This window comes from Cupriavidus sp. 05T41 (assembly GCF_056396525.1).
Map to the genome: position 1 here is coordinate 24658 of NZ_JBFTLQ010000069.1, position 20491 is coordinate 45148.

Sequence of the window (20491 nt, forward strand, 5' to 3'; positions counted from 1 at the left end):
SGCGCCGCCGGGGTCCCGGTCCGCCCCTTGCCTAGAGCGCCGTCTTCAGGACTTCGACCGGATCCTGGAACGTCACCCCCTGCGGTGTCGGGATCGGCGTCGGCAACGGACGCAGGAACGGCGAGCCCGAGTCATCGATCTCCCATCGCAGCAACATGGCGTTGTCTTCGTGAACCGTGTTGTGGCAGTGCTCCATGAACATGCCGCCCCAGTCGCGGAACTGCATCGTGATCTTGAGCTTGCCGCTCGGGTGCAGCCGGTAGACGTCCTTGCGGCCCTGTTCCCAGGCCGGCACCTTCTGCGCACTGCCATCGCGCTCGAGGATCTGCCCCTMCTCGAAATGGATATGCAGCGGGTGGTCCCAGCCCCCGCCAGCATTGACGAGGTTCCAGATCTCGCGCGTGCCGGCCTTTGGCGCCGCCGACACCCGGCCGTAGTCCGCCGCCAGCGTGTCGCCGCCATCCACGCGGATGCCCCACGGGCCGAAGAAGCCCGAAGCGGACTTCCCGGTCGTCTGCTTCGCCCCGTCCCCGAGGATGAAGGTGCGCTCGCGCGCCACCGGGATCTTCGACAGGTCGGGGTTGGGGATCATCGTGGCCGGCACCTGGCTGAGGTCGGGTTGCGGCGGATCGCGCACCACGCGGAACTCGAGCATCGGCCCCACGCACGTGTCCTTCGACTTGCCCGACAGCGCCTCGCCCAGCGTGAGGTCATGCGCCACGCGCTTGCCGTTGTCGTGCTCGGCCAGGTTGACCAGCTGCACGCGCGCGCCATTGGTATAGCGCGAGAAGTCGATAACGATGTCGTAGCGCTCGGCGATGCCCATCTCGTCGAGCTGCGACAGCACGACCGGGCGCGGCAGCAGGTTGCCGTCGTTGCCGATCTGGATCATCGGCGAGCCGTCGCTGAGCATCAGCTTGAAAAAGCGCGACACCGAGGCGTTGAGGATGCGGAAGCGGTATTTGCGGCGCTCGACCTCGAAGTACGGCTTGTACACCGCGTTGACGGTGGGCTGGTCGCCCAGGAAGCCGTCGAGGTCGAAGATGTCGAACTGCATCTGGCCGTCGCGGTCCCACGCCTTGTCGGCCAGCATCAGGTTGACGTCGTAGTCGAGGTTGCCCCAGTCCTTGGCGCGCCCGCTCGGCAGCCGCAGGTTCACCCCGTCGTTGATCGACTCGTTGCCGCGGTCCAGCGCGCTGTAGATATTCATCATCGCCGCGACGCCCTTGTAGACGTTCTGCGATGTGAAGCTGAACATGTGGTCGTGGAACCAGTGCGTGCTCATGGTCTCGTGCCAGTCCCCGGGGATCTTCGTGATGCCGCCGTTGCCGTCCGGGCTGCCGGCGCGCCGGTCGCTGGCCGTGGTGTTGATCGAGCGGAAGCCGGCGAGCACCAGCGGCCAGTGATAGTCGTAGAACTGGCCCGGGAAGAAGAATGCACMGGTGAACCCGTCGTTCTCCGCGCCATGGTGGCCGTTGTGCTCGTGCGTCGACAGCGTATGGAGGCCGAAGCCGCCGTTTTGCGTGCGGTCGGCCGGCAGCGCGTTGTGGTGGCGGTACAAGATGGGCTCGCCGTAGCGGGCCAGCACCAGCTTGGGCGGGAACGTGCCGTTGAAGGTCCAGAACTTGGTMGCCGACTGGTCCGGCATGCTGGGGTGGAAGCACGTCTGTACCGAATGCAGCGGATCGATGCCGCAGTTCAGGCGCGAGTCGACGCCAGGGTTGTAGGCGAAGTTGTGCGTAAGGCCGCTGGTGGCCACCTCGTAGGCGACCTGGGGCGGAAGAATGTCMCAGCCCTGGTGCGCCCAGATCGGGCCGGGCGGGCGGCCTTCGACCGGGCCGAAGCCGCCGCCCAGCACCGCCGGCACCGCCTGGAGCGTGGTGTTGGCCTCGTGCGTGGGCGCCGGACTCAGCGCCGAAACCGGCTTGCGCGGCAGCACGTCCATGCGCGGCATGGGCTGACTGAACGGCGCCGCGCCAAACAGCGAGCTGGCTGCGATGCCGGTGGGAGACCCGCTGCTGCCGCCGCTGCCACTGCCGCTGCTGCCGCTGCCGCCCTTGCCCCACGCCTGCCCGACGAAGGGGTTCAGCCCATGCTTGTTCGCCAGCATGCCGGTCGCCGTGATCAGCCCCCACTTGAGCAGTTCGCGCCGCGTGACCTTCCCGTGCGACAGTGCCTGTACGATCTCCAGCCGGTTCCGTCGTGCCCGCTCGGCCTTGCGGACCTCTTCTGCCGGTGCGTTACTGGGTAGATACAGCATGGTTTCCTCTCCGTCTCGGTGTCGAACTTTTCCGGCGCATGCGCCGGCCCTCCCCGTACAAGCATTGCCGCTTCCTGCGCCCGGCCGGTAAGGCGCGCACATGTGCGCCTTCCGCCCGTGGTCGCCGGGAGGCCCGCCGCGGCAGCCTCCCGGGTACTGCATCCCACTGCGCGCAGCGTCAGTTGCGCACGCGCGTCAACGGCGTCGGCGGGCTGCTGCCGCCCAGGTTCGACTTCACGACCAGGCCCTCCCCCGGCCCGGGCTGTGGCGCGCCGACCAGCGACAGCGTGTAGTTGCCGCCCCCGTTGTTGGTCATCGTGTTGCCCATCGTGGCCGGGTCGAACAGCCTGCCGCTGGTCGTGCGGTATGGCTGCAGCGTGAGGACGACCTTCGGGCTGGCCACGGACGAGACCGCCGTCACGTCGAGCCGCTGCCGCGAGATGCGGTACTCGGCCACGGTGATGGTGTCGGTGTCCGCCGCCGGCGTGAAMGTGACGGTGGCCGTCACCGGCGCGGACTTCGCGTTGGTGACCGTGTCGGTGGCGATCACCGTGAACGCGAGCACGTCGCTGGCGGACTGGCCGACCGGCAACGCGCGGCTGACCGTCATGCTCGCGCTGCCGCTGGGCTGGCTGAATGCCTGCGGCGGCCCGCCGGTCTGCGTCCACGTGTAGCTGAGCTTGTGGGCGCCGGTGCCATTGGCGGTCAGCACCACCGTCGAGCCCGAAGGCACCGTCAGGGGCGACAACGGGCTGACGAACGGCACGGCGGCCTGCGGCGGCGTGACAGTGACGGTCATCGCCGAGGTGGCCTGCAGGCCGTCGCAGCCGGTCACGGTCAACGTGAACAGCAGCGTGTTGGTGGCCGTCACCGTGGGCGCGGTGAAGGTCGGGTTGAGGACCGAGGCGGACGGTGCGAGCGTCACGCCCTTCGGCGGCGTCCATGCGTAGGCAAGCTGCCCGGAGCCACTCGCGGTGCCGTTGAGCTGCACCTTGGTTGCGCCCGATTGCACGGTCATGTTGGCGCCGGCGCTGGCCCGGGGCGCCGTGCATGACACCGGCTGGCCCGATCCCGGCCAGGGTTTGAGCGGCCCGGMCACGACGCCGCTCGACGAGCTGTAGCCGCCCCTGGCCAGGAAGGGCATCGTCGCGAAGCTGATCGGCGGCGGCGTCACGCCGGGGAAACTCTCCTGGAACAGGTATTCGAGGATCGGCGCGTGGTACTGCCCGGCAATCAGGCCATTCTTCAGCGGCGTGCTGGTGGCCGGCGTCCACGCACCCTCGATGACGGCGCGCACTTCCCGCGTGGCCGGCAGGAACGTGTTCTCCTCGAGCGGGCCGAAACAGAAATTGAACGTGGCGACCAGGCCCGTGCATGGCGGGCGGAAGCGCCAGCGGCCCTTGACGGTGCCGGTCGGGGCGCCGGGATCGACACCCACGATGCCCCATTCGCGCTCGCTCGTGGTGCCGTCGGGCGCGACGTCGATGCCGTACAGGAGGACATTGCGGCTGGGGTCGGTGGTGACGCCCTCGAAGCGCGTGCGCACCACTGCCTCCTGGTTCGCCGGCACCGAGATGCCGCCGTTGCCGAGAATCGTCACATCGATCGCGACATATGCGGGGTCCGTGAACGGCGCCGTGAAGATGCCGATGTTGGCGACCAGCGTGTGCGCCGACACATAGGTCGCGTCGGTCGGCGGGTACGGGCCCTGAGCGCCACGGTCGCCGACCAGCGTGCCGGAGTAGGTGACATGGTCGCCCACCTCGAAGGGCGCCATGATGCGCGGGTCCGGCAGTTGCCCGGCCGCCAGCGCCGCCGGGTCAGGCATGGTGAAGTTGGTGGAGAACTGCCCGCTGATGTCCCTGGGCCGGTTGCCCTGCGGACACGCCGCATCGTCGGCCTGGCGCGACGCGTCCACGCGCKGCACGCACATCGGATAGCCGGTCGCGCTGCGGATGGTCGGGTTGTCGGCATCGATCGTGAAGCGCCGGTCCGGCGACATGGCGCGCCCGAAGCGCCCGCCCGGATCGTTGATGCGCACGCGCGTGCCGGGCTTGCTGGCGTCCAGCACGTTCTGCGGCACGCCGCCGCCGTCGCGCACCAGCCGCCCGCCCACGCGCAGCTCGCCCGCCGCGTAGTCGATGTAGTTGATGAAGCCCGTGCCGCTGTTGAGCGACTGCTGGGAGATATAGACCAGGCCGGCGATATAGACATCGTCCACCTGGTTGCCGATCACGTGCGCCTCGTAGCCGCTGAGCGGCGCCGGCAGGTCAGCCAGCGCCATGCCGGTGGCCACGTTGGTGTACGGCGCCGGCGCCTGTGTGAACAGCTCCTTCCAGGTCAGCGCGTTGGCCGGAAGGATCACGATGGTATTGGCGGGAATGACGATGGTGTGGCCGTTGACCCGCATCTTGCCGCCGCACAGCGCGTCGCCGCAGCCGTCGAGGGTGGCCTCCTGGATATAGCCCAGTACGTCGAACTGCGCGTCGACGCCAGGCGCCGGCGCCTGCGCGCGGGCAGGCATCGCCAGCGCCGCCAGCACGGCCAGCGCCAGCAGCCACAGCAGCGCGAACGGCGCCCCGACCACGCCCCGGCCACTGCCCCGGCGCGCCCCCGCGCCGCCGGTTGGTTCGATTGGATCCGACATACGATGGCCTCCCCATTTGCCATTCAGCGCAACGTTCTGCATGACGCGGTCTCGACGCCGCAATTCAGTGCGCGAACGGACTTAGCCCCAGAAACGTCTGCAAACCCTTGCGCGTGCCGTCGGCCCCGACCGCCTGCACGCATTGCATCAGGTCGATGGCGGTCCCCTTGCGGACGTCCTGCGCCACGGACCGCGAACCGCCCTGGTGACCGTTCGGCATGCAGATCGACGGATGGTCGAACGGCGCGCGGCTGTACCGCACCCGGTCGTCCGACAGTGACAGCAGGAACGACACAAGATCCTCCTTCTCGGCCTGGCTCAGGCCGATCGGGCCCACATGGAAATCGAAGTCGTCGCGGTTGGCGTAGGCGAAATCCCCGCCCCGGTTGTRGAAGTCGATCACCTGCATCAGCGTGGACTTCCCGCCGTTGTGGAAGTACGGCCCGGTGAACTCGACGTTGCGCAGGCCCGGCGCCTTGAACGCCCCGTCCGCGACGATGCGCTGCCCCTGCGGGAACGGGCTGCTGCCGAAGCCGTTGCCCAGCAGCGCGCCCTTGCCGAGCTGCGCCATGCGCGTTTCCGACAGCGGATTGCCGAACGCATCGTTGCCGCCGAGGCCGATATCCTCCCGCGTCGGCCGCACACCGATGTTGTAGAAGCCGGTGTCGTAGATGCCCACGGCGCCGTCACCCATGGTCATGCGCTCCACGCGCTGGTTCTGCACGTTGCTGAACGCCGCGTTGGTGGTCTCGGGGCCGCCATGGCAGCTGATGCAGCGCCCGCGCTCCTGGTACAGCATGAGCCCGCGCATCTGCTGCGCGGTCAGCGCGGTGCGGTCGCCCTCGGCAAAGCGATCGAACGGCGTATCGTCGGAAACCAGCGTGGCCTCGTACATCTGCACCGCGATGCCGAAGAACAACGCGAAGTTGGCCTCCATCTGCGTGGTGACGAGGTTGCCGCGAAAGCGCCGCAAGTCGAAGTCATTGTCGTCCCGGCGGCGCTGCCGCTGCAGGTCCATCGGCTTGAAGTTCAGTGCGTGCGAGCCCGGCAGGCTGAGGATGACCGGCGCGGACCAGAACTCCGGACGGAACGCCTTCCTGATCAGCTCCGCGTACGTCGGCGCGCGCAGCGCGTAGGCGCCCAGCACGCTGTCGCGCGGCGAGATGTCCTGATCGGCCAGCAGGCGCTCCTTGAGCAGCTTTTGCCCCAGCTCCACGAACGCCCGCCCCTGGCAGCTCATTTCGTTGCCGCTCATCGGCGGGCCCGACGCCTGCGAGGCCAGCGACGACGAGGACAGCGAGACGGCGACATTGCGCAGCACACCCTTGTCGAACTTCCACGCCAGCGGCTGCGTGTTGCGCAGGCCGAACGGGTCGCCGCCGTTKAACACGTTGTTGCCCCGGCCGTCCCAGAAATTGCGGAAGTTGAAAACCGCGTTGATGACGCTCGGCGTATTGCGCGGCTCCACGCGCCGGGTGTTCACGCCGTTGAGGTCGAAGCCGGTGCCGCCGTGCAGCACCGAATCGGTGACCACGGTGCAGTCGTCTGGCCTGGCATTGGCGCGCACGGCATCGAACTTCGCCGTGAACACGCCCTGCGATGACACCACGTCGTTGACGTCCGCGGCGATGGTCCCCGCATCGTCGATGTCCCCATGGCGTGTCAGCGGAAAATCGGCCGCACGCAGCGTGTAGTTCGGGCCGGCATAGTTGCCGCCCGCCTGGAACGCGGTGTCGCCGGCCAGCAGTCCGGGGTTGATCTGGTTGGTGATGCGGTTGTCCGCGCCGGCATGGAAGTGGCAGGTGGCGCAGGCGGTGCGGTTGTMGCTGCCCACGCGGGCATCCCAGAACAGCGCCTTGCCGAGCTGGACCGCGGCGGTCTTGTCGCGCACGAACTCCGCCAGCTCCTGGTCAGTCGGCCCCGGCACCGGCACCGTCTTGAGCGACCCGAGCGGCCGCTGCACCGGGAATATCTGCGTCGACGACTGGGCATGCAGCAGGTGCGAGCCGACCAGTGGCACCACCAGCAACGCGCCTGCCGCGCCCGCGACGAGCCACCGCGCCACGCGCCGGGCTGCCCGCCGGCGCGCCCCCGAATGTTCTTGCGCGGCCTGTGCCGCCGCTTCCCCGAAGGCTTGCGCTGTCGCTGCCGCTGGCGCTGCCCGCGCAGCTTCGGGCAACGCTCCCCCTACCCCGTCTCCGGGCTGGTGCTGGCTCATGACCCTCTCTCCCCGTGTCCACCAGGTGTGCGCCGCGCGCGGCGCGCCCTGGCGCAATGCTTGTCAAGGCGGGCTGGTGGTCCGGGATGCGGCGCGAACCGCATCCCGGCCATGCCCTTTGCGTACTAGTTGCGTATCCGCGTCAGTGCCGTCTGCGGGCTCGTGCCTCCGATGCTCGACTTCACGGTCAGCGGCGTGGCCGGCGGCGCCGCCGGCTGCGGCGCGCCGACCAGGACCAGCGTGTAGGTGCCGCCGCCGGTATTGGCCAGCGTCGCGCCCAGCGTGCCGGGGTCGAACAGCGCGCCCGTGGTGGTGCGGTACGGCTGCAGCGTCAACACCAGGTTCGGGTTCACGATGGACGACGTGACCGTCAGGTCGAGTCGCTGCTTGGACGTGCGGTACTCAGCCGTGGTGACKGTCACCACGTCGGGCACCGGCACAACCGTCACCGTGACGCTGACCGGCTGCGACACCTGYCCGCCGTCGTTCGCGGTCACGGTGAAGGTCAGCACGTCGCGCGTGATCTGCMCGAGCGGAATTGCCCGCGTGAAGCGGATCGACGCCGAGCCCGCCGGTTGCTGCGAGAACGCCTGCGCCGGGCCGCCCGTCTGCGTCCACGTGTACGTGGTGCCCGCTGCGCCGCTGCTGCTGGCGGTCAGCGTGACCGGCACGCCCGAGTTGACGGTGACCGGCGCGATCGGGTTGATCACCGGCACCGGGTGGCTCGGCGGCAGCACCGTCACGGTGACGGTGGACGTCGCCGTCTGGTTCTTGCAGCCGGTGACGGTCAGCCGGAACGTCATCGTCTGCGCGGCGCCGCCGGCTGCAATGACGGGCGCGTCGAACGTGGGGTTCGGCGAGGTCGGGTTGGTGATCACCGTGCCCGGCGGCGACACGGCCTGCCAGGCATAGGTGAACGGCCCCGTGCCGGTCGCGCTGCCGGTGAGCGGTACCGCCCGCGCGCCCGAGGCCACGCTGAAGTCGGTGCCGGCATTGGCGGCCGGCGCCGTGCAGGTGCCCGGTGCCTGCGCGCCGGGCCACGGGTTGAGCTGCCCGACGATGGTGCCGGCCGACGACGTGTAGCCGCCTTGCGCGAGGAACGGGATCGTCTCGAAGTTGTTGGGCGGCGGCGGCGTGCCGGGCACGTTCTCCGGGAAGATGTATTCCAGGATCGGCGCGCGATACTGCCCTGCCATCAGCCCGTTGGCGCCKCCGGTGTCGGCCTGCCGGGTCGCGGGCGTCCACGCGCCTTCGATCACGGCGCGCACCTCGCGCGTCGKGGGGATGAAGTTGCCGCCCGCGGGAGGCGTGCAGGCCTTGACCGTCGCCGTGACGGCGGTGCACGGCGGGCGGAAGCGCCAGCGGCCTTGTACCGCGCCGTTCGGCGGGCCCGGGTCGACCGCGATCGTGCCCCAGTCGCGATCGGTGGTCGAKCCGTCGGTGTTGACGTCGATGCCGTAGAGATGGATGTTGCGGCTCGGGTCGGTGGTCATCCCTTCGAAGCGCGTGCGGATCGCGGCCTCGCCMGCGCCGATCACGGTCAGCCCGCCCGTGCCGATGATCGTRACCTMCACCGCGACGTAGGCCGGGTTGGTACCGGGCGCGGTATAGATGGCCACGTTGTTGGTCACGGTATGCGCGGACACGTAGGTGCCGGCGCTGCCGCCCGGGTACGCGCCGCTGGTGCCGCTGTCGGTCACCAGTGTGCCGGCGAAGTTGACGTAGTCGCCGACCTGGAACGGCGCCATGATGCGCGGGTCGGGCAGCTGGCCCGGCGCCAGCGCAGCCGGCGCCGGCATGGTGAAGGCCGGCACGAAGTTGCCGGCCACGTCCTTGGGCCGGTTGCCTTGCGGGCACAGCGCATCGGGAATGGCCTGCGGATCATTGGGGTTGGTCCGCGGCAGGCACATGGGGAAGCCGGTGGCGCTGCGGATGGTCGGGTTGTCAGGATCGAGCGTGAAGCGCTTGTCGGGGCTGCCCGCGCGCCCGTACTTCCCGTCGGGATCGTTGATGCGCACGCGCGTGCCCGGATTGCCGGCCGACAGCACGTTCTGCGGCACGCCGGTGGCAAGGTCGAGTGTCAGCTTGCCGCCCACGTACATCTCGCCGGCGGCGTAATCGATGTAATTGATATAGCCCGCGCCGGCATTCAGGTCCTGTTGCGACAGGAAGATCAGCCCGGCGATATAGGTGTCGCCGACGCGATTGCCGATCACGTGCACCTCATACGTGGTCAGCGGCTGCGGCGAGTCGGCGAGCGCCATGCCGCTCGACACGCCCGTGTAGGGTGCCGGCGCCTGGTCGAACAGCTCCTTCCAGGTCAGCGCGTTCGCCGGAAGCATCACGATGGTGTGGTCCGGCACGACCACCACGTGGCCATTGACCTTGAGCTTGCCGCCGGTGACGGCGGTCGGGTTCGGCCCGTTCAACGTGGCCTCCTGCAGGAACCCCACGATGTCGAACTGCGATGCCGTGCCCGGCGGCGGCAGCTGCGCCAGCGCCTGTTGCTGCCAGCACAGCTGCACCAGGAGCAGGATCGTCGCCAGCCAGGCCCCGAGCCGCCGGTACGCCAGCCGCTCTCGCGTCGTGCGAAGCGCTGCACGTGCCGCCCCGTGCCGCCTAGTCATGTCAATCGCGTCGTTCATGATATTGCCCTCCACTTATCGTCACCCTGGCGCGCCCGGTCGGGCGCCACCGCCCGCCCCCGGGCCCGTCGACTTGCCTCGCGCCGCCGGCAGCATCGCCGCCACCGCGCTTGCTCACAGACCCAACAAGCCTCCTTCGATCCCCGGTTGCCAAGGTTGCGGGCACGCGCCGCTTGCAAGCCGCGGCGCTTGTGCCGATGACTACGCCATGTTCCGCACCGCGTGCGCAATCTGCTGCGGCGCCGTGAGCGCGGGCATCATGCACCAGCGGTCGAGCGGCTCGTTGCCGATGCTGAGCATGCCGGTATGGCGCGACAGCAGCGCGTCCTCCGCCGGATCCGAGTCGTAGAAGCCGAGCCTGCGCCTGACCAGGTCCATGTCGGCGCGCCGGCCGGTCAGGAACGTCCAGCCGGGCCGGATGCCGTACTGCCGCGCATACGCCTGCAGCGCCGCGGGCGTGTCGAGCTCGGGCTGCAGCGTCAGCGAGACCAGGTGGATGTCATGACCCACGCGGTGGCCGAGCGCGGCCTGCACCGCCATCAGGTTGGCCGTGTTGGGCGGGCAGATGCCGGCGCAGGCGGTGTACATCATGTTGAAGACGACGAGGCGCCCCTTGACGACGTCGTCGTAGAAACGCACCTTGCGCCCGWCGTGCGTMTCGAACATGACGTTGGGAAAATAGCCGGCCCGCGGGCCGTGCCTGGCGGCAACGGCCAGGCCGCGGGCGCTCGCCGCCGCCGGCAGCAGCGCCGCGCCGCACAGGGCTTTCAGGAGGGTTCGCTTGGAAGACATGTTGTCGTGCTCCGCCATGGTTTTGGTCGTGCGTGCGTTCGCTCTGTGTACCGGGCCGTGTATCGCGTCGTGCGTGCCGTTCGCCGGATCAGGGCACGATGTCGAAGCGGATCATCATCGCGTGGTCCTCGTGCTGGCCGTTATGGCAATGCATCATGTATTTCCCCTCGTAGTCGCGGAAGCGGATGAACAGCTTCACCTCTTCGCCGGGCCCGATCACATACACGTCCTTGCGCCCGCGCTCATGCGGCGGCGGCGCATTGCCGTTGCGCGACAGGATGCGGCCTTCCTCGAAGTGGATATGGACCGGATGTGACCAGTTGCCCTTGCCGCGCAGCACCCACACCTCCTCGGCGCCGCGCCGGGGCGTGGCCGCCGGCCGCGTGACGTCGAACAGCTGCCCGTTGACGGTCCAGCCGCCGTTGGATCGGTCGAACTCCCACACGCGGGTCGGCAGCTTCTTGAGCTGCGCGGCCGTCGGCATCGGCGGCACCTCGCGCAGCGTGGCCGGMACGCGGCTGGCATCGGGCACCCTGGGATCGGCCCGCACATMGAAGCGCAGGATCTGCGTGCCCGGCGACAAGCGCTTGTCGCTCGGGCCACGCCCGTCGGTMTGTTCGAGGCGGTTGACCAGGAACAGCTGGCTGCCGATCGGATAGCGGGAGAAATCGATGACGATGTCGGCGCGCTCGGCCACGCCCATCCGGATMGATTTCATCGCCAGCGGCGCCGGCAGCAGGTTGCCGTCGTTGGCCAGGTAGGTGAACTCCTGGTCGACGCCCTTGTAGGTCAGGTAGAACTCGTAGAAGCGCGCCGGGCCGCCGTCGAGCAGGCGGAAKCGGTATTTGCGGCGCTCCACTTCGAACAGCGGCTGGATCTTGCCGTTGACGCAGAACTTGTCGCCGAGGATGCCATCCGAATTGAACGGATCGAAATAGAGCATGCMCTTGGCGTCGAACTGGCGGTCCTGGATGACGAGCGGGATGTCGTAGACGCCAACCCCGCTGGGCAGGCGCAGCGCATTGGGATTGGGGTCGTTCTCGTTGCCCGAATCCAGCTCGTCGAACAGCAGATAGAAGCCGCTGAGGCCGCGGTACACGTTGGGCGCGGTGAAATCGAGCCGGTGGTCGTGGTACCACAGCGTGCCGAGCGCCTCGCGGGAGTCGCCATGCGTCGCGGCATAGGCATCGTACCCGGCATAGCAGTTCGGGTAGAGATGGTCCTTGTATCCGCCCGGTGCGCTGAGCGTGGGGCCGGCCTTGCCCGCGCTGTAGTAGTCGCCGGTGAAGCCGTCGCTCTCGGAGGCGGTGTGCAGGTTGTGCAGGTGCGTGCTGATCTCCGGCGAGCCGAACCCGATATGGTTCGCCGGCAGGTCGTTGTGGATGCGCACKACAATGGGCTCGTTGTACCGGGCCACGAAGGTCGGGCCCGGCACGAGGCCGTCGTAGCCCCAGACCGGCTGCGTCGGCAGGTCGCGGTGGAACGAGTGCAGCGCCTGCCTGACGCGCAGCTCGTAGAGCCGCTGCGCGGTGAAGTMGGCCCAGCGCTGGTGTTCCGCGCGGCCGCATTCGCCGGCGCCGGGCACGCGCTGCGCCGCCGGGACCAGTGCCGGCACCGGCTGCTTGACCGGCGGCACCGGCAATACCTCGATAAAGGGCCGTGTCGCCGGGCTGCCACGCGAATCGCCGCCGTCCTTGGCCAGCGCGCCTTGCGTACCCAGTCCCTCTCCAAGCACTGCCGCTGTCGCGCCGGCCGCTGCCCGCCCGAAGAATGCCCTTCTATTTTCCCGTTTATTTTCCCGCCCACCCGATTTACTCATTTTTTTACCATCCTGTTTTGATACCATTTTCTCCGGACGAGCGCACCCCTGCCGCCCAGCAGCCTCCCTTTAATTACGTGGAATGACCTGTTCCGCGGCGGCGCTAATTAGAGCCGGCGGAACCATTGACTTCGGTGCACCAACCTGGGGTTTTCCGCAGCTTGGATGGTTAAAAATGACAAGACCCCGAACCGGCACGGCGTAATCGCCCGTGACGGATTCATACACGTCTGATGCCGCATGGCATGCTCTCCCTTGATCCCCCCCGGGGCTTTCCCTGCAGGCGTTGCCGGATGGCGCTTGCGCCGCCGGCCGGAGCTTGACGCCCCATTCGAGAACCGTTTGCATTTTCGTTTTTATTAAAATAAAAACTAATGCCGGTTTCTTCGCTTCGCCCTTTTTATTAGCTCGCGAGACACCGGTTTCCCACCGGTTTGCGCGAACGCCTAATAATTTATTGATTGTGCCTGACCACGCTATCATGCAGATGGATGAGCAATGTGTGGACATTTCAATATGGCGGCCTCTAGTTGCATCCAGCGTGGCCAGACACCAATATCCGCAACGGAATAATCTTTTCAACCTTGTAACAGCGCCTGTCATTCATCCCACAGGATGGTCCGCCCCATCTTTTCTTTTGGATTATCCCCGTGCTAATCTTTTGCCATGTTGGTGAGGAGCTGACATGAGCCCAATAATAAAAATTCTCATCTCTTTTTCGATTGGCCAGACAGGCTATGGCTATTCGGGAGCGGGGTATGCCGCAGACATCTACCGCTCCGAGGGACCGGACGGGGAGGTGCGCTTCGCCAGCCAGCCACTCGACAAGAGCTACCGGCTCTACCTGCGCGGCGAAACGCCGCGCGCCGCCGTGCCGGGCAAGGCCGTCGCGTCTCGCGCTGGCGCGCGCCCCGACAACGGCTCCGCGCCGGCGGGCCTGCGCGACCTGCCGCTGGCGGCGCTGGTCGAGCAACTGTCGGCGAAGCACGCCGTGGATGCCGCCCTGGTCAAGGCGGTGATCGAGGTCGAATCCAGGGGCAACCCCGCCGCCGTCTCCGCCAAGGGCGCCACCGGCGTCATGCAGTTGCTGCCGTCGACCGCGGCCATGTACGGCGTCACCGAGCTGTCCGATCCCGCGCAGAACATCGAGGCCGGAGTCCGCCACCTGAAGTATCTGCTCGACCTGCACGGCGGCAACGTGGCGCTGGCGCTGGCCGCCTACAACGCCGGCGAGGGCGCCGTGGCCAGGCACGCCAGGCGCATCCCGCCGTACCGCGAAACCATGCTCTACGTGCCGGCCGTGCTCGCCCGCATGCAATCCAGCCGCAACCAGGCCAAGCCGTGAAGGACGCCATGAAAGACGCCACGAGAGCCGCCATGAATACGCATCCGCACCGCCACCCCGGCGCCGGCTTCACGCTGCTCGAATTGTTGATCGTGGTGGTCATCATCGGGCTGCTCGCGGCCTACGTCGKGCCGAAGTACTTCTCGCAGCTCGGCAAGTCCGAGCGCACCATCGCCAAGGCGCAGATCGACGCGCTGGAGAAGGCGCTCGACACCTATCGCCTGGACGTAGGGCGCTATCCGAGCACAGAGGAAGGCCTCGTTGCGCTGGTGAGCAAGCCGGGCGGCGGCTCGCAGTGGAACGGCCCGTACCTGAAGAAAGCGGTCCCCGCCGATCCGTGGGGACACCCGTATCAATACAAGTCGCCCGGCACCGCCGGCGAGATCGAGATCCGCTCGTTCGGCAAGGACGGCCAGGCGGGCGGCACCGGCGACAACGCCGACATCACCAACTGAAGACGGAACGGAACACCGCAGCAGGGCATGCACCGGGCGCCTTGCCAGACAAGAAAACAAAGCGCCGCGCGTGGGCAACGGCGAGCCAGCCGTGCCCAACTGAGCTCGCGGCGACAGGGGAACACAGGGCCACCGGCAACGCCGGGGCGCCTGCCGCAAGACGCGGCGGAACGGGTCCGGCGCGAAGACAAAGACAAACCCTAGCGGGTCGGGGGTGACATGAAGCCAACCATATCCAGTTTCCACAAGGGCAGCCGGTATTGCCTCCGGCCGGCGGCGAACGCGCACTGGCGCGCGGGATGCGCACGCACCGTCCCGGCGGGACGCGCGTGCATGCCCGCCAGCAAGGCACGCTGCTAGGCACGCCGCCCTGCACCGCGCGCCAATGCGCGGCGCAGGCAAGGCTGTCCAGGCGTCGAGGCGCGCCGAGCCCCGGGGAACCCCGCGTTCCCCGCTGGCCAGGCACCGCCGGTACCGGAAGTCGTGGAGACAACACCATGCAGTTTGATGTGCGCGCCCTCTCAGCGGACCACCTGATGGTCCGCCTGCGGCTTGACGCCCGTGACGAAGCGGACGTGCGCAGCCAGGTGGAGGCGCGCGGGCTCTATCCCGCTGCCGTCATCCCGGTGCGCGCGCACGCGGGCGGGCCGCGCCTGCCCGGCCGGCGCGGCCGCTTCTCGGTGGCGCTGTTCAGCCAGGAACTGCTGGCCCTGCTCAATGCCGGGCTGAGTCTCGTGGAATGCCTCGAAGCGCTGCAGGAGAAGGAAGGCAATGCGGCATCGGCCGATATCCTCGCGCAGTTGCTGGCCGGGCTGCGCGAAGGCAAGCGCTTCTCGCGGGTCCTGGCCGAGCGGCAAKGCGTGTTCCCCCCGCTCTATGTTGGCATCGTGCAGGYGGCGGAGAACACCAGCGACCTGCCGCAGGCACTGGGCCGCTACGTGGACTACCAGCAGCGCCTGGACGCCGTGCGCGGCAAGCTGACCAGCGCCGCGATCTACCCGGTGATCCTGCTGATCGTGGGCGGCGCCGTGAGCGCGTTCCTGATCGGCTACGTCGTGCCGCGCTTCGCGGAGGTGTACCAGGGCGCGGGACGCAGCCTGCCGTGGCTGTCGCAGCAACTGCTGGCCTGGGGGCAGTTCGCCGGGCGCCACGGCACGCTGCTGGCGCCGGCGGCGCTGCTCGGCGCCGCGGCGCTGTGGCTGGGGGCGCGCCGGCTGCTGGCCCGCCACGGCATCGCCGCCCTGCTGGCATGCCTGCCCGGCCTCGGCGAATGCGTGCGCATCGTCGGGCTCTCCAGGCTCTACCTGACGCTTGGCATGCTGCTCGAGGGCGGCATCAACATCGTCGCCGCCATCGACACCGCGCAGGCGATGGCCGCGCCGGGCGTGCGCGGCAATCTCGGCGCGGCGCGGCTGGCCATCCAGTCCGGGCTGCCGCTGTCCGAAGCCTTCGAGGCACAGGGACTCACCACGCCCGTCTCGCTGCGCATGCTCCGTGTCGGAGAGCGCAGCGGCGAGCTGGGCGCCATGCTGACGCAGTCCGCCAATTTCTACGACGGCGAAATCGGCCGGTGGATCGAGCGCTTCATGCGGATGTTCGAGCCGCTGCTGATGGCCGCCATCGGCCTGATCGTCGGCACCATCGTCGTGCTGCTCTATATGCCGATCTTCGACCTTGCCGGGGGCCTGACATGAACGCGAACGCCGATCCGCAGATCGTCATCGATGCGGCGCTGCTGCAGCAGGCGCGCAGGCAGGCGCAACGCTCGCAGCGCCCGCTCATCAGCGAGCTCGAAAGCCTCACCGGGGCCGAGCCACGCGACCTCGTGCGCAGCCTGGCGCAGGCGTTCGGCCTGCAGGTGCTGGAGACCGCGCAGATGCTCGCGCTGGCGCCGGTCTTCGACAAGCTGCCGCTGTCCAAGGCCATGCAGCGCCGCTGCGTGCTGCTGCGCGACGACGGCGGCCACAGCGTGGCGGTGATCGCCGACCCGTTCGATACCGACCTGCACACGTGGCTCGAGGCGCGCGCAGGCATGCCGGTCGAGTACCGGCTCGCCTTGCAGGCCGACATCCAGGCCTACCTGTCGAAGCAGGAAGAGACCGTGCGCGCGGTGGACGCCATCGTCGGCAGCGCCGACGGCGAGGCGCACGGCAGCCGCACCGCCGCCGTGCTGTCGTTCGCCGCGCTGTCCGAGGCGGCCAGCCCGGCGGTCAAGCTGGTCGACTCCACGCTCTACGACGCGCTCAAGGCCGGCGCCTCCGACATCCACCTCGAGTGCACCGCGCAGGGCCTTGCCGTGAAATACCGCATCGACGGCGTGCTCGACCATGCCGCGACCGCCCATGGCGTGGAAATCGCCGAGCAGGTGATCTCGCGCCTGAAGATCATGGCCGAGCTCGACATCGCCGAGCGCCGCGTGCCGCAGGACGGCAGCTTCCGCGTGGAGGCGGGCGGGCGCGAGATCGACCTGCGCTTGTCGATCATGCCCAGCATTCACGGCGAAGATGCGGTGATCCGGATCCTCKACAAGCGCGCCATGATCGACGCCTATGGCTCGCTGACGCCCGAGGCGCTCGGCTTCGACGGGCCGTCGCTGGTCGCCTTGCGGATGCTGTCGCAGGAGCCCTACGGCATGCTGCTGGTGACGGGCCCGACCGGCTCCGGGAAGACCACCACGCTCTATGCCGCGCTGACCGAGATCCACAACGGGCGCGACAAGATCATCACCATCGAGGACCCGGTCGAGTACCAGCTGCAGGGCATCCTGCAGATCCCCGTCAACGAAAAGAAGGGGCTGAGCTTCGCCCGCGGCCTGCGCTCGATCCTGCGCCACGACCCGGACAAGATCATGGTCGGCGAGATCCGCGACCGCGAGACTGCCGAGATCGCCGTGCAATCGGCGCTGACCGGCCACCTGGTCCTGACCACGGTACACGCCAACAACGTCTACGACGTGTTCGGGCGCTTCACGCACATGGGGATCGATCCCTACGCTTTCGTGTCGGCGCTCAATGGCATCTGGGCCCAGCGCCTGGTGCGGCTCAACTGCCCGCGCTGCGCCACGGCGCAGGAGCCCGACGACGCGGAGCTGGCCAAGGTGTTCCTCGCCCGCGCCGATGTCGCGGACTGGCGCTTCATGCAGGGAAAGGGCTGCGGCGACTGTCGCGGCACCGGGTACAGCAAGCGCCGCGCGATCGCCGAGATACTGATCCTCAACGACGAGCTGCGCGAGCTGATCATCGACAAACGACCGATCCGCCAGATCAAGGAAGCGGCCCGCCGCAACGGCAGCCGCAGCCTGCGCGAAGCCGCGCTCGACCTGGTCAGGCAAGGCGACACCACGCTGGAAGAAATCAAACGGGTCACGCTCCATGAATAAACGTCCTCTCTCCCTGCGCATCGGCTTGTCCACGTCCTCGGTGGCGCTCGTGCGCCGATGCGGCTGGCTGCGCCGGACCAACGAACTGCTGGCCGAAGCGCCGCTGAGCGCCGAGCCCGACGTGGGCGCCCTGTCCGGCCTGCKCGCAGCGCTGGCGGACACCGGCTGCACCCGCATGCCCACATCCGTGATCCTCGGCAGCGCCTGGACACGCATGTTCATGGTCACGCCGCCGCGCAACACGGAGCGGCTGCGCGACTGCCAGGCGGCCATCGGCATGCGCTTCGGCCAGCTCTACGCGGACCGCGCGGAGGACTGGGCAATCAGCGCGGACTGCGATGCGAAGCACGCGTTCCTGGCCTGCGCCGCGCCCCGGTGCCTGGTGGACGGACTGCGCCAGGCGGCCACGGACCACCGCCTCGCGCTGGTCGCCATCCAGCCGCGCTTCATCGCTGCGTGGAACCGCTGGCGGCGTGCCCTGCCGCGCGGGGCCTGGTTCGGCGTGATGGACGACGACGCGCTGGTGCTGGGCCTGGTCGACCACGGACGGCTCACCGATGTGCGCACGCTGCCGGTGCCGGCCATCGCGCCGCTTGACCGCACCTGGCTGGCGGTGCAACTGGCGCGCGAAGCGCTGCGCCACGGCTTGCCGGCGCCCGCGCGGCTCTGCCTGTGCGGACAGGTCCCCGCGGCGTGGTTCGACGCCGGGGTGCAGGCGCCGCAATGCGTGGCGCTCGACGGCGTGATGGCGCAGGCAACGGCCGGCGCGGAACTCGCCCTMACCGGAGCACGGCCATGAAGGCAAGCCGGGTCGATTTCGCTCCGCGCTCGCTGTGGCGGTTCGTGGCCGGCACCCGGCCGGCTGCGTGGCTGGCCGGCGCGGCCGGGGTGGCGCTATGCGCGAGCGCGGCCGTGACGGCCACCGGACTTGCGCGGCAAGGCGACCTCGAGCGCGGGCAGCTGCAGCAGATGCGCGCGCGCGTGGCCGGATACAGCCAGGCGGCGCGGCACGCCGCACCGGTGGAGGTCGCGCAGGCCGCCGCCGTCAACGACGTCGTGTCCCGCCTGAACCTGCCGTGGCGTGACCTGTTCCGCGCCGTCGAGGCGGCGACGCCCGCAGGCAGCATCGCGTTGCTCGAACTGTCCCCGGACGCAGCCCGCCACGCCATCAAGGGCGTGGCGGAAGCGAAGGACGGCACCGACATGCTCGCCTACATCGCCCGCGTGGGCAGCCAGCCGTTCTTCTCGTCGGTGGTGCTGCTGCGGCATGAACTCAACGAACAGGATCCCAACAGGCCGCTGCGGTTCCAGTTTCTTGCGCAGTGGGCGGAGAGCGACAAATGAACACGCATCTGATCGGGCAATCGCTGTTGCAGGCGCGTCTCGCGCTGTTCCGCAACGCGGCCGGCACGCTCGTCGCCGCGGCGCTGTGCCTGGCGGGCGCGCTGTGCTGGCTCTGGTGGGTCCCGCTCGAGCAGGCCAGCGTGGCGCAGCAACACGCCTCGCTGCAACGCGAGCGCATGGCGCAGCGGATCGCGCAGAGCGCGCCGAAACCGGCCGTGCCCACGTCGGCACAGGACCGGCTTGCCCTCTTCTACGGCGCGCTCGGCGACCGCCGCCACATCGAGCAGGAGTTGCTGACACTGTTCGACAAGGCCAGGGAGAACGGACTGGTGCTGGCCAAGGCCGACTACAAGTCGGTGTACGACCGCCACAGCCGCGTGTACAGCTACCAGATCCTGCTGCCGGTCAATGGCTCGTACGCCGCCATCCGCCGTTTCTGCGAAAAGACGCTGCTCGCGATCCCGTTCGCCTCGCTCGACGAGATCACGTTCCGCCGCGACGCGATCGGCAGCGGCACGCTGGAGGCGCGGCTGCGCTTCACCTTGCACCTGAAGGACATGCCCGCCGCGCCGGCGGCGGCGCCCGAACCCGTGGCCGCGCCGGCCCCGGTGCCCGCGCCGGGCACCATTGTCGCCATGCAGGCTCAGCAGCCATGAAGCCCAGGCATCTCGCACTTGGTGCCGCGCTGCTCGCGGCCGCGGCGCTGGCCATCTTCGGCGACCGCTCGCCGAGTGGCGACGATATCGTCGCCGCCGTGACGCGCGCCGATGCCACGCAGGCGGCCACCCCTGCAGCGCGCGCGGCCGGCGGCGAGCCCGTCATCCTGGCGCTGCACAACCGGGCCGAGCTGCTGGGGGCTGGCGACACCGCCGACGGCACGCTCTTCGACAGCCACAACTGGACGCCCCCCCCGCCGCCACCGCCGCCCGTCGCCGTGGCGCCCCCGCCGAAGCCCACTGCGCCGCCGCTGCCCTTCACCTACCTCGGCAAGAAGCAGGAGAACGGCAAGTGGGAAGCCTACCTCGCGCGCGGCGGCGACACCTACGTCGTGCGCGAACACAGCATGATCGATGGCACCTATCGCGCCGAAKCGATCACGCCGACKACCCTGACCATCACGTACCTGCCGCTCAAGCAGGTGCAGAAACTGTCCCTCGGGGAGGCAGACTGATGCCGCAAGTCAACCAATCCACGCGCGCCCTCGCCCGCCTCGCAAGCCGGGCCGGGACCGCGTGCCTGCTCGCCGCTTCGCTGCTGCTGGGCGGCTGCGCCGCCGACAAGGCCTATCGCGAAGGCCGGGACCTGGCGGCCAGCGGGCGGCAGGAGGAAGCGATGGGCAAGTACCAGGAAGCCATGATCCTGGACCCGAAGGACGTGCAGTACCGCATGGGCTACATGCGGGCGCGCGAGCAGGCCGTGAACAGCTATGTGGAGCGCGCCGAGCGCGAGGCGGCCTCCGGCAAGCCGGACCTGGCCGATGCCATCTACCGCCGCGCGCTGACGCTGGACMGCGCCAACGAACGCGCGCTCGCCGGATTGCGCGCGATCGACGCGGCGCGCGCCAAGGCGCGCGGCGCCGCGGTGGCC

The 20491-nt window shown here is 69.0% G+C and carries 14 protein-coding genes and 1 pseudogene; 9 read left to right on the forward strand and 6 right to left on the reverse strand.

Features of this window, described 5'->3' with window-relative positions; translation table 11 throughout:
• Positions 1-31: 31 nt before the first annotated feature.
• The 6 genes from AC1DKV_RS30430 to AC1DKV_RS30455 all read right to left on the reverse strand — a co-directional run bounded on the left by AC1DKV_RS30430 (position 32) and on the right by AC1DKV_RS30455 (position 12297).
• On the reverse strand, positions 32-2260 hold the full coding sequence (locus tag AC1DKV_RS30430; RefSeq protein ID WP_477138693.1) for a multicopper oxidase family protein: 2229 nt from the start codon (positions 2258-2260) through the stop codon (positions 32-34).
• A 178-nt stretch (positions 2261-2438) separates the two neighbouring features.
• Positions 2439-4907 (reverse strand): PKD domain-containing protein, encoded by a 2469-nt coding sequence (locus tag AC1DKV_RS30435; protein ID WP_477138694.1) that lies wholly within the window; start codon positions 4905-4907, stop codon positions 2439-2441.
• A 64-nt stretch (positions 4908-4971) separates the two neighbouring features.
• Entirely contained in the window at positions 4972-6972 is a 2001-nt protein-coding gene (locus AC1DKV_RS30440) for a cytochrome-c peroxidase (RefSeq protein ID WP_477138695.1), read from the reverse strand.
• 278 nt (positions 6973-7250) lie between these two features.
• Positions 7251-9770: a PKD domain-containing protein gene (locus AC1DKV_RS30445; protein ID WP_477138696.1), complete on the reverse strand. Its 2520-nt coding sequence runs from the start codon at positions 9768-9770 to the stop codon at positions 7251-7253.
• Between the two features lie 201 nt (positions 9771-9971).
• A complete protein-coding gene (locus AC1DKV_RS30450) occupies positions 9972-10562 on the reverse strand; it encodes an SCO family protein (protein ID WP_477138697.1) in 591 nt (196 codons plus the stop codon).
• An 88-nt stretch (positions 10563-10650) separates the two neighbouring features.
• Positions 10651-12297, reverse strand: coding sequence for a multicopper oxidase family protein (locus AC1DKV_RS30455; protein WP_477138698.1), 1647 nt, complete (start codon positions 12295-12297; stop codon positions 10651-10653).
• 769 nt (positions 12298-13066) lie between these two features.
• Here AC1DKV_RS30455 and AC1DKV_RS30460 point away from each other — a divergent pair.
• The 9 genes and pseudogenes from AC1DKV_RS30460 to AC1DKV_RS30500 form a co-directional block, all read left to right on the forward strand.
• Positions 13067-13726 (forward strand): lytic transglycosylase domain-containing protein, encoded by a 660-nt coding sequence (locus tag AC1DKV_RS30460; protein ID WP_441618329.1) that lies wholly within the window; start codon positions 13067-13069, stop codon positions 13724-13726.
• Positions 13727-13758: 32 nt separating this feature from the next.
• On the forward strand, positions 13759-14181 hold the full coding sequence (gspG, locus tag AC1DKV_RS30465) for a type II secretion system major pseudopilin GspG (RefSeq protein WP_477138699.1): 423 nt from the start codon (positions 13759-13761) through the stop codon (positions 14179-14181).
• A 497-nt stretch (positions 14182-14678) separates the two neighbouring features.
• Complete coding sequence (locus AC1DKV_RS30470) at positions 14679-15875, forward strand: type II secretion system F family protein (protein WP_477138700.1); 1197 nt, start codon at positions 14679-14681, stop codon at positions 15873-15875.
• Positions 15872-17560 (forward strand): GspE/PulE family protein, encoded by a 1689-nt coding sequence (locus AC1DKV_RS30475; protein ID WP_477138701.1) that lies wholly within the window; start codon positions 15872-15874, stop codon positions 17558-17560. The genes AC1DKV_RS30470 and AC1DKV_RS30475 overlap by 4 nt, the downstream gene beginning before the upstream one ends.
• Positions 17553-18359, forward strand: a complete 807-nt coding sequence (locus AC1DKV_RS30480; protein ID WP_477138702.1) for a hypothetical protein — start codon at positions 17553-17555, stop codon at positions 18357-18359. Before AC1DKV_RS30475 ends, AC1DKV_RS30480 begins: the two co-directional genes overlap by 8 nt.
• The gene (locus AC1DKV_RS30485) at positions 18356-18904 is read left to right on the forward strand and encodes a hypothetical protein (protein WP_441618319.1); all 549 of its coding nucleotides are present in this window, start codon (positions 18356-18358) and stop codon (positions 18902-18904) included. Before AC1DKV_RS30480 ends, AC1DKV_RS30485 begins: the two co-directional genes overlap by 4 nt.
• Positions 18901-19560: a hypothetical protein gene (locus AC1DKV_RS30490; protein WP_441618317.1), complete on the forward strand. Its 660-nt coding sequence runs from the start codon at positions 18901-18903 to the stop codon at positions 19558-19560. Before AC1DKV_RS30485 ends, AC1DKV_RS30490 begins: the two co-directional genes overlap by 4 nt.
• Positions 19557-20075 (forward strand): hypothetical protein, encoded by a 519-nt coding sequence (locus AC1DKV_RS30495; RefSeq protein ID WP_477138703.1) that lies wholly within the window; start codon positions 19557-19559, stop codon positions 20073-20075. Before AC1DKV_RS30490 ends, AC1DKV_RS30495 begins: the two co-directional genes overlap by 4 nt.
• Positions 20075-20491: pseudogene (locus tag AC1DKV_RS30500) on the forward strand (hypothetical protein); the annotation flags it as partial. The gene AC1DKV_RS30495 and the pseudogene AC1DKV_RS30500, both read left to right, overlap by 1 nt.

Bases quoted from the DNA above. Each gene is read 5' to 3' on its own strand.
- AC1DKV_RS30490 (WP_441618317.1), top strand. From the start codon at position 18,901: ATGAACACGCATCTGATCGGGCAATCGCTGTTGCAGGCGCGTCTCGCG.
- AC1DKV_RS30460 (WP_441618329.1), top strand. From the start codon at position 13,067: ATGAGCCCAATAATAAAAATTCTCATCTCTTTTTCGATTGGCCAGACA.
- AC1DKV_RS30485 (WP_441618319.1), top strand. From the start codon at position 18,356: ATGAAGGCAAGCCGGGTCGATTTCGCTCCGCGCTCGCTGTGGCGGTTC.